The sequence below is a fragment of the Pseudorhodoplanes sp. genome (assembly GCF_046289595.1).
In the GTDB taxonomy this organism is placed as follows: Bacteria; Pseudomonadota; Alphaproteobacteria; order Rhizobiales; family Xanthobacteraceae; genus Pseudorhodoplanes.
In genome coordinates, this window is sequence record NZ_JBKBVB010000148.1 from 1 (window position 1) to 9,837 (window position 9,837).

Consider the following 9,837-nt stretch of genomic DNA (forward strand, 5'->3'; position numbering starts at 1 on the left):
TTCACCATTTCCGGATCGAGCGCGGAGGTCGGCTCGTCGAACAGCATGATCTTCGGGTTCATGCACAGCGCTCGCGCGATCGCGACCCGCTGCTGCTGGCCGCCGGAGAGCTGCCCCGGATATTTGTGCGCCTGCTCTGGGATGCGGACGCGCTCGAGATAATGCCGCGCGATGTCCTCGGCCTCGCGCTTGGGCATTTTGCGCACCCAGATCGGCGCCAGCGTCAGGTTCTCCATCACCGTCAGATGGGGGAACAAATTGAAATGCTGAAAAACCATACCGACCTCGCGCCGCACCTCGTCGATGCGTTTCAGGTCGTTGGTCAGCGTAATGCCGTCCACCACCACCCGACCCTGCTGAAAATCCTCCAGCCGGTTGATGCAGCGGATCATGGTCGACTTGCCCGAGCCCGAGGGCCCGCAGATCACGATCCGCTCGCCGCGCGCGACTGTCAGATTGATGTCGCGCAGCACATGGAAGTCGCCGAACCATTTGTGCATGCCGGCGATCTCGACCGCCGGAACCTCGGATGAGCCGCTTCTGCCGCCGCTTGCGTCGTTCATCGCCGGTATCCCGTTGCAAGCCGCCGCTCGACGCTTTTCGCATAAGCCGACATCGCCCAGCAGCACAGGAAATAGAAGATCGCGGCGAAGGCGTATCCGGTGGTCGAGGTCACCGGCGTCGCCCATTGCGGATCGATGCGCGCGGCCTCGATGGTGCGCAGGAAATCGAATATGCCGACGATGAAGACCAGCGTCGTATCCTTGAACAGAGCGATATTGCTGTTGACGATATTGGGGATGGTGATGCGCAGCGCCTGCGGCAGGATGATGAGGCCCATCATCCGCCAGTAGCTGAGCCCCAGCGCCTGCGCGCCCTCGTATTGGCCGCGCGGGATCGCCTGCAATCCGGCCCGCACCACCTCCGCCATGTAGGCTGCGGCGAACAGTGCGACACCGATCAGCGCGCGCAGCAACTTGTCGGGCGACCAGGTGTCCGGGACGAAGAGCGGCAGCATCACGCTGGCCATGAACAGCACCGTGATCAGCGGCACCCCGCGGACGAATTCGATGAAGATGACCGAGAACAGCCGCACCGCCGGCATGGTCGAGCGCCGGCCCAGCGCCAGGACGATGCCAAGCGGCAGCGAGAACACCATGCCGACCGAGGCGACCACCACGGTGACGAGAATGCCGCCCCACAGGCTGGTCGGCACATAAGCAAGGCCGAGCGGCGCAAAGCCGATCAGGAGCATCACCGACACCACCGGCAGCACGATGAAGAAATAGACCACAGCAAGCCGCTTGCCCGGCACAGACGGCGTCAACAGCCAGAAAATCCCGAACAGGAGCAGCGCGAAGAAGGCATCGACGCGCCAGCGCTCGGCGATCGGATAGAATCCATAGACGAAGAAATTGAAGCGCTCGATCACGAAGGCCCAGCAGGCGCCGACCCGCGGCCGCTCCGGCGTCACGATGCAGGCGGTGCGGTCCTCGCCGGTCCACACCGCGTCAACGATCAGGAAATTGAGGAGCGGCGGGATCAGCCACCAAAGGAACAAAACCGACAGCAGCGTGAGAATGGTATTGAGCGGGCCGGAAAACAGGTGCTCGCGCGCCCAGCCAACAAGCCCGCGATCGCGCACGGGCGGCGGCATGGCCTCAACCGTCTCGGAACGGACGAAGACTTGGGTGCCCATCGTCAGCGCTCCACCAGCGCGATGCGGCGGTTATAGAGATTCATCAGTCCGGACGTGACCAGACTGATGGTGAGATAGACCGCCATGGTAATCGCCACGACCTCCACCGCCTGCCCGGTCTGGTTCAGCACGGTGCCCGTGAAGACCTGAACGAGATCGGGATAGCCGATCGCAACCGCGAGCGAGGAATTCTTGGTGAGATTGAGATACTGGTTGGTGAGCGGCGGGATGATGACACGCATCGCCTGCGGCACCACGATCAGCCGCAGCGTCGGCCGGGGCCGCAATCCCAGCGAATACGCCGCCTCGGTCTGGCCGTGCGGCACCGCCTGGATGCCGGCGCGGACCACTTCGGCGATGAAAGCGGCGGTATAGATCGACAGGCCGAACAGGAGCGCGGCAAACTCGGGCAGGATCTCGATGCCGCCGCGGATATTGAACCGCCCCATTTCCGGAAAATCGAACGTGACCGGAGCGCCGCTTAGCGCAAAGGCTGCGAGCGGCAGGCCGAGCACCAGGGCGGCACCGACGGTAAAGACCGGATATTGCCGGCCGGTCAGCGCCTGACGCCGCCTCGCCCAGGCCCGGAACGCGAATGCGCCGACAACGCCGACAGCAAGAGCGAGCGGCACCGTCTCAAAGCCCGTGCCGAAGATCGGCTTTGGCAGAAACAATCCACGATTGTTGAGCAATACGCCGCCCGGGATCGAGATGCTGTCGCGCAGCATCGGCAGCGCCTTGAGCACCGCATTATACCAGAACAGCAATTGCAGGAGCAGCGGCAGATTGCGGATCACCTCGACGTAACCGGCCGCAAGCTTTGCGACCAGCACGTTTTTCGACAATTGGAGGATGCCGACGATGAAGCCGATAATGGTCGCCAGAATGATGCCGAGAAACGACACCAGCAACGTGTTTAGCAATCCGACCCAGAAGGCCTGCCCGTAAGTCGACTGCGTCGTATAGGGGATCAGATGCTGGCTGATGTCGAAACCGGCAGTGGAGTGCCAGAAATCGAACCCGGACGCGATGCGGGCCCGCGCAAGATTTTCCGCGGCATTGGTGACCGCGCTATAGGCGAGCCAGACGATGACCGCGCAGAGCAGCAACTGGAAGGCGATGCTGCGCCAGCGCGGATCGTAGAGCGGCGAGACCTTCGGCGGCGCGGTCTGCGCCATCGCGCGCTGCCGCAGCGGTCAGCGCACGGGCGGCGCGTATTGCAGACCGCCCTTGGTCCACAGCGCGTTCAGTCCGCGCGAAATCTTCAGCCGCGAGGCCTGGCCGAGATTGCGCTCGAAGATTTCTCCGTAATTGCCGACATGCTTGATAACGCGCACGCCGAAATCGTTGGGCAGTCCGAACGCCTCGCCGAACTTGCCTTCGACTCCGAGCAGCCGGCGAATTTCCGGATTGTCGGATTTCAGCTGCGAATCGAGATTGGCTTTGGACACGCCGAGCTCCTCGGCATTGAGCAGCCAGAAATGCACCCACTTGACAATATCGTACCATTGGTCGTCGCCATGGCGCACCGAGGGTCCGAGCGGTTCCTTGGAAATGATGTCGGGCAGAACGACATGGTCGTCGGGCTGGGCGGTGCGCAGGCGCTCGGCATAGAGCGCGGAGGCGTCGGTGGTGTAGGCGTCGCAGCGGCCGGCGTCGTAGGCCTTCACTGCCTCGTCGGAGGTCGCGAAGGTCACGGTCTTCAGCTTCATGTTGTTGGTACGGAAAAAATCGGCGAGGTTCAGCTCGGTGGTGGTGCCCTGCTGCACGCAGACCGCGGCGTCGTTCAGCTCGAGAGCGGAATTGACCTTCAGCGCCTTACGCACCATGAAACCCTGACCGTCATAGTAATTGACGCCGGTGAAGTTCAGCCCGTTGATGCTGTCGCGCGAGGACGTCCAGGTGGTGTTGCGGATCAGCACGTCCACCTCGCCGGATTGCAGCGCGGTGAAGCGATCCTTGGCAGTCAGCGGAACGAATTTGACCTTGTTCGGATCGTCGAAGATGGCGGCGGCGATAGCGCGGCAGTAATCGACGTCAAACCCGGTCCAGTTGCCCTGGGCATCCGGCAATCCGAAGCCCGCAAGATTGCCGTTGGCGCCGCAATTGAGGACGCCGCGGCTCTGCACCTGCTTCAGGGTCTGGGCATCCACGGCCTGCACCGAGAGGCCGAACAGGCCGGCGACGGCGATGGTCAAAAGGCTACGCTTCATGATGTGTCCCCAAAACTCCACCGGTCGGTCGGCGCCGACACGCTTCAGCGCTTATGGCATTTCCGCCTTGTGGCGCAAGCCTGCCCGCTCGCACCAAAGGCCGCAGACCAATCTGTAGCCTAGGCTGCCGAACCCGATCCTGCAATCGACGCCATCTGAGAACGAATGCACTGACAGGTCAAGGGCTTGACGGATTGCCGCAGGTTTGTGCATGCCGGTTGCGAGCCAATTCGCGCCGCCCCTTCCGCGCGCTTTCGTCAGGACAACCCGATGAGCTATTCGAACGAGCCGCGCGACCAAAGGCCTGACACCCGCATCGTCACCGGCGGACGCACGCCGCGCGATTATCACGGTTTCGTCAACCCGCCCGTCTATCACGCATCGACCGTGCTCTATCCGACTGCCGCCGACATGGTGGCGCATCGCGGCCGTTATCGCTACGGCCGCCGGGGTACCCCCACATCGGAAGCACTGGAAAATGCGCTTCGGGATCTGGAGGGACCGGACTGCGCCGGGGTGTCGCTACTGCCGTCGGGCGCTGCCGCGGTGTCCACCGCCCTCCTCTCCGTCCTGTCGGCCGGGGATCATCTGCTGATCACCGACAGCGTCTACCGGCCGACCCGGATTTTCGCCGACACCATCCTGAAGCGCTACGGTGTGGAGACGAGCTACTACGACCCATTAATCGGCGCCGGCATCGCCGCCCTGTTCAAGCCCAACACCAAGGCGGTCTTCGTCGAGGCGCCCGGATCGCAATCCTTCGAGATGCAGGACATTCCGGCGATCGCGCGGGTGGCGCATGAGCGCGGCGCGGTGGTGCTCATGGACAATACCTGGGCGACGCCGCTCTATTTTCCCGCCTTCGAGCGTGGGGTCGATCTGTCGATCCAGGCCGGCACCAAATATATCGGCGGCCATTCCGACATCATGTTCGGAACTGTGTCCGCCAACGCCGCAACCTGGCCCGCGCTCAACGAGACCGTCGGCAATTACGGGCTGTGCGCAGGCCCCGACGACATCTACCTGGCGCAGCGCGGCCTGCGCACGCTGTCGGTGCGGCTCGAGCGCCATCAGCGCTCGGCACTTGAGATCGCACGCTGGTTCGAAGGGCGGCCCGAGGTGCTCAAAGTCCTGCACCCCGCTTTGCCCTCGCATCCCGGTCACGCGATCTGGAAGCGCGACTTTACCGGGGCATCGGGCCTTTTCAGCGTCGTGCTGAAACCAGTCTCCGAGCAGGCGCTCTATGCATTCTGCGACGCGCTCACGCTGTTCGGAATGGGCTTTTCGTGGGGCGGCTATGAAAGCCTCGTCATCATCTTCGACTGCACCGAATACCGTACGGCGACGCGATGGGCGCCGGGCGGTCCGTGCCTGCGCTTCCATATCGGGCTCGAAGACACCCGCGATCTGATCGCCGACCTCGAACGCGGCTTTTCCGCCTTGCGGCAGTCAGCTTGACGCCGGCGACGTGCGCGCCGAGGCCTCTCCATGCGCGTCCTTAAGCCTTTTGCGGGAGCCCTTTGCAGACGCCATGCGCCGGACAGCGGCTATCGACGCAGCCGCCCGGCGCCGAATTCCGAGCGCAAGCGCTGACAGCCGGGCCCGCATCTCGGCTTCGCCGACACGGGTTGCGGGCCATCGATAGATTGCGCCATGCAGCACCCATACCGCGAGCGCCGAAATCACACCGGCGAACACCACGTCGCTGACGAAATGTCCTCCGACCGCAATGCGCGTCGCGCCGATCAGACTGCCGTAGATCAGCGCCAGCGTGATTGCCGTGTAGCGGAAAGCCAGCGGCGTGACGACCGCGACTGCGAGCAGCGCATAGGCGGCCGAGGCCTCTCCGGATGCAAACGAGCAGTTGCGGGAACAGGTGCCTCTCGGATCCCACCACGCACGGAATGTCGATTCGTCGCCGGATGCCAGAACCACACCCGGCCGTGGACGCGACCAGTTTTCCTTGAAGATCGCGTTGACGGTCAGGCCGGGGCCGGTGGCGATGACCAGCAAAATCAGGACGCATGCGCGCAGATCGGGCAAACCGGTCCGCGCTCGCTGCAATTGCAGAACCAGCACCACGATGCAAAAGACGAGCAGTCCGACCACGAGATAAAGATTGAAGTTGCGGATCGCGGACAGCGCCGTCTCGACGCCGGCCGGCCATCCCGACACATTGAATTGATGAAAATACTTTGCGACGTTCAGGTCGAGCGATGGATCGATCGCAAACAAAAGACCGATCGCAAGCCCGACCGACAAGGTCAGGCACAGGCCGATTGTCGACATTTGCATAAGTCCCCAACGCCGCGCGCTGGACGCTAGGGTGTTGGGATGAAACTTGAGTGACGAACGTCTTACGACTCCCGGAAAAGCGACGTGACAATACGCGCCTGTGAATTGTCACGATCCATTCGTATTTGCCGACAGCGCGCCGGCCGGAACGCGCCGATAATCCCGCAACACCATCTGCAGGTTGCGGACATAAACGAACACGCCGAAGGTCTGACCCGCGATGAAGACCGGATCCTTGCGATACAGTGCGTAAGTCAACAGCATCAGCCCGCCGACCAGCGACAGAAACCAGAATGCCACGGGAATCACGCTTTTGCCGGCGCGTTCGGATGCGATCCACTGCACAACGAAGCGCGCGGTGAAGAACACCTGCGCCGCAAATCCGACCACGACCCACCAGTCGAGATTATTGACAAACACGTCCTGCAAATAATTCCCGATCATGCGCGACAGATCGATCAGCATCGGGCTTCAACTCCTTCACATGGGGGACGCGACGGCGGCGCCGGATCAGCCACCAGACCCCGGCCAGATCGATCAGGCCGACCCAAAGCCGGTTCCATAATCCGTATTTCGACACGCCATGGCGGCGGTCGCGGTCGACGACATCGACCTGAACGACGGCGTATCCCTCCCGCCGCACCAGCGCGGGTAAAAAGCGGTGCAGCGCGTCGAAGACCGGCAGCTTGAGGAACAGGTCGCGCGGGATTGCTTTCAGCCCGCAGCCGGTATCGGTGGTGCCGTCACGCAGGATTGCGCCGCGCACCGCATTGGCGATACGCGATTGCAGTTTCTTGAACCGACTCGCCCTGCGGCCGACGCGCCGCCCGGCGACGAGACCCACTTCCGGCTGGCCTTTGCGCAAGGCCGCGACCAGGCCGGGAATGAATTTCGGATCGTTCTGGCCGTCGCCGTCGATGGTCACGATGATTTCGCCGCGCGCCGCCCGGACGCCGCTCACGACCGCGATCGACTGCCCGCTCTTGCGGTCGTGGGCGATCGCGGCGACCTCCGGATAAAGCTCGGAAAGGCACATGAGCGCGGCAGCGGTCGTGTCGGTCGAGCCGTCATCGACGAAGACAATTTCGAAGCTGATGTGGTCGCGCAGAACGGCGATGATTTCCCCGGCGAGGTCGGCGACATTGTCAGCTTCGTTATGGACCGGCACCACGATCGAGAGTTCGAGCCGGTCTGCAATCGGGGCGAGCCTGCGGCCGGTCATGGCTGCCGTCTCCGCAGCCGCGCGACGGCGCGCAACGTCCGCAGCAGTCCCGGACCCGGCATCGCCCGCACTGCGCCCGCGCTGTCCACCGCGAAAACCCAGCGGCGCTCTGCGAAATAATTGCGGACCATGAGCGCGCCGACGCCACCGATCGCCCCGCCCACCATCACGTCGGTCGGATGGTGGACGGCGATGGTCAGGCGCGTCGCGCAGATCACCAGCGCGTAGGTCCAGACCAGCGGCCACAGCCTCGGCCAAAGCGCGGTGAAGGCCACCGCGATCGCGAGGGCGTTGGCGGCATGCCCGGAGGGCATGCTGCCAAAGGCGTATTCCGGAAACGGGATGCTGCCGACAAAGATCTCCCGGAAATAGGCGAACGGCGCGTAGAAGAACGCATCCGGCTGACCGGTGAAATAGGGCCGCGCCCGGCCGATCAGCGGCTTGAGAACGCTGGCGAACAGACCCGGCAGGCCAATGGCGGCGAGCAGGAAAGCGAGCCGCAGCGCCACCGCCGAAAAGATCAGCCGGTCGGCCCGCCGCAGCGTCCACATTCCGGCGAGCAGGCAGAGCACCAGCAAGCCCGCCAGCGGCCAGAGCAGCCAGCCCGACTTGCCATAAGCCGACACCTTCCCCGAAATATCGACCAGCCACAATGGCAGACGCCGCGCTTCGGTAATCGTCCATGCATCCAGCAGCAGCTTTGCCGCAACAAAAGCCGCAGCGAAGAATGCGAACCAGCATGCGATCGCGGTGAGGGTCGGCCAGAACGGACCGGATCCGGCCGGCCGCCGGGGTCTGCCGAAAGCCGACGCAACAAAGCTTGTGGCGATGATCCGGCTTTCCGGCACGCGATGCTCCAGTCTCTGCGACTGAAACAGCATGGATGGGTGACGAAGGCGTGACGCTTTCGACAGCGCTGCCGTACGAATGTTATAGATCACATGAGCGTCATACTGCCGTCATCATCGCCGCCAGTCAGCGATTGGCGCGTGAGCGGAAGATCGTGAATGAAATACGGCTGCCGCTGCCGAGACTGTAGCCAGCGAATTGCGCCGCCCGTTCGTAGCGCAAACCGATCGCTTCGGCGCGCAGCGCGAAGCTGCGTTCCAGCCCATGCTCGACGACTGCGAAGCGGCATGCATCGCCGCCGCGCAGGAAATCCGCCGCGCCCGATGCGTTGGTCAAGATCGTGTCGGTGCCGGAAAGAAACACCATGCTCGGTTCGTGATAACCGGCCGCTGCAAGCCGCGGCTCCTTGCATTCCGAGGCGTGGATGGTGCGCTGGATCGCAACCGACGGAAACACGCCGGCCAGCGAGGGGATGACCGACCAATAGACCGCGATCGCCAGCAGAACGGTCGTGACCGCTGCGCGCAGCAGCGCGCGTTCGGGTCCGTCGACATCGTAAAGCCACCAGGCCCGGAAGCCGAACACAACCGCCGCCGCCAGGAACGGCCAGGCACGCCAGCCGAGGTCGCCTTCGTAGCGCAGCAGCAGCACCATCGAGCCGACCGCGATCAGGGCCGGGACCGCAAACCACCAGAAGGTGCCCCACTCCATCCATCTCTTCGACGACAGTGCGCCATTCTCGATGGCGCGTGCCAGCAGGATCGCGATCGCCGGGTAAAGCGGCAGCACATAGTGCGGCAGCTTGGTGATGACGATCTCGAAAACGATCCAGGCCGGCACCAGCCAGGCCAGAAGAAACTTGACCGGCGTCTCCCATTTCTCCCGCCAGATACCGGGCACGGCCATTCCCGCGAGCAGCGAAGCCGGCCAGAAGGTCAGGAAGAACAGAACGATGTAATAGCCCGGGGGGGCGCCATGGCCCTCCTGTCCGCTATAGACCTTGCTTAGCATGTCGCCGCCGATGGAATCGGAGAAGAACGTTGACCCGGCCCGCATCTGGATCGCCATGAACCAGGGCAGCACCAGCAGCAGGAAAACCGGAATCCCGATCAGAGGCCGCAGCGCCTTCAGCCAGGCCGCGTTGCGGTCGATGACCAAGAGGGTAACTACGGGAAGACCGACAAACATCAGAATTAGCGGGCCCTTGATCAGCACGCCGACCGCGAGCGCGACCCAGAACACAACGGGCAAGGCGCGATTGTCCGCTTCGCCCTCCGGCCGCGGCAGATAGGCCCGCGCCAGCACGCCCATGCACAGGACCACCATGAACAGGAGCATGGCGTCGGTTTTGGCAAGGCGCGCCTCGACCCCCAAAATGATCGAAGACGCCATCATCACGCCGGCAAGGATGGCCGCGCGCCGGCTGACGAACATCGAGGCGACCCAGAATGTCGCGATCACCGCCCCGACCGCGCCGATCAGCGAGGGGATGCGGTAGACATAGATGCGGGTGTCCATGTCGCGCCGCGCCACGGTCTCCGCAGCCTTCAGCGCGGCCG

General features: G+C 63.7%; 10 protein-coding genes. 1 reads left to right on the forward strand and 9 read right to left on the reverse strand.

The genetic code is table 11. From position 1 onward, the window contains the following. The 4 genes from ACK41X_RS21005 to ACK41X_RS21020 form a co-directional block, all read right to left on the reverse strand. Positions 1 to 563: amino acid ABC transporter ATP-binding protein (locus tag ACK41X_RS21005; RefSeq protein ID WP_409727418.1), on the reverse strand; the 563-nt coding region annotated here is incomplete at its 3' end. Then, positions 560 to 1,699, reverse strand: a complete 1,140-nt coding sequence (locus ACK41X_RS21010) for an amino acid ABC transporter permease (RefSeq protein ID WP_409727421.1) — start codon at positions 1,697 to 1,699, stop codon at positions 560 to 562. The genes ACK41X_RS21010 and ACK41X_RS21005, both read right to left, overlap by 4 nt. Positions 1,700 to 1,701: 2 nt before the next feature. After that, the gene (locus ACK41X_RS21015; protein ID WP_409727424.1) at positions 1,702 to 2,877 is read right to left on the reverse strand and encodes an amino acid ABC transporter permease; all 1,176 of its coding nucleotides are present in this window, start codon (positions 2,875 to 2,877) and stop codon (positions 1,702 to 1,704) included. 18 nt (positions 2,878 to 2,895) lie between these two features. After that, positions 2,896 to 3,912: an amino acid ABC transporter substrate-binding protein gene (locus ACK41X_RS21020; protein WP_409727427.1), complete on the reverse strand. Its 1,017-nt coding sequence runs from the start codon at positions 3,910 to 3,912 to the stop codon at positions 2,896 to 2,898. 270 nt (positions 3,913 to 4,182) lie between these two features. On the opposite strand from ACK41X_RS21020, the gene metC reads away from it, so the two are divergent. After that, entirely contained in the window at positions 4,183 to 5,370 is a 1,188-nt protein-coding gene (metC, locus tag ACK41X_RS21025; RefSeq protein WP_409727430.1) for a cystathionine beta-lyase, read from the forward strand. Here the strand turns inward: metC and ACK41X_RS21030 are convergent. The 5 genes from ACK41X_RS21030 to ACK41X_RS21050 form a co-directional block, all read right to left on the reverse strand. Continuing rightward, positions 5,362 to 6,201 carry a phosphatase PAP2 family protein gene (locus tag ACK41X_RS21030; protein ID WP_409727433.1) on the reverse strand — a complete coding sequence of 280 codons (840 nt, stop codon included), beginning with the start codon at positions 6,199 to 6,201 and terminating at the stop codon, positions 5,362 to 5,364. The two genes, metC and ACK41X_RS21030, sit on opposite strands and share 9 nt — an antisense overlap. Positions 6,202 to 6,315: 114 nt before the next feature. Then, positions 6,316 to 6,669 carry a lipid-A-disaccharide synthase N-terminal domain-containing protein gene (locus ACK41X_RS21035; RefSeq protein WP_409727445.1) on the reverse strand — a complete coding sequence of 118 codons (354 nt, stop codon included), beginning with the start codon at positions 6,667 to 6,669 and terminating at the stop codon, positions 6,316 to 6,318. Next, positions 6,614 to 7,429 (reverse strand): glycosyltransferase family 2 protein, encoded by an 816-nt coding sequence (locus ACK41X_RS21040; protein WP_409727436.1) that lies wholly within the window; start codon positions 7,427 to 7,429, stop codon positions 6,614 to 6,616. The genes ACK41X_RS21035 and ACK41X_RS21040 overlap by 56 nt, the downstream gene beginning before the upstream one ends. Then, a complete protein-coding gene (locus tag ACK41X_RS21045) occupies positions 7,426 to 8,277 on the reverse strand; it encodes a phosphatase PAP2 family protein (RefSeq protein WP_409727439.1) in 852 nt (283 codons plus the stop codon). Before ACK41X_RS21045 ends, ACK41X_RS21040 begins: the two co-directional genes overlap by 4 nt. A gap of 127 nt (positions 8,278 to 8,404) precedes the next feature. Next, on the reverse strand, positions 8,405 to 9,837 hold a 1,433-nt coding region (locus ACK41X_RS21050), incomplete at its 5' end, for an ArnT family glycosyltransferase (protein WP_409727442.1).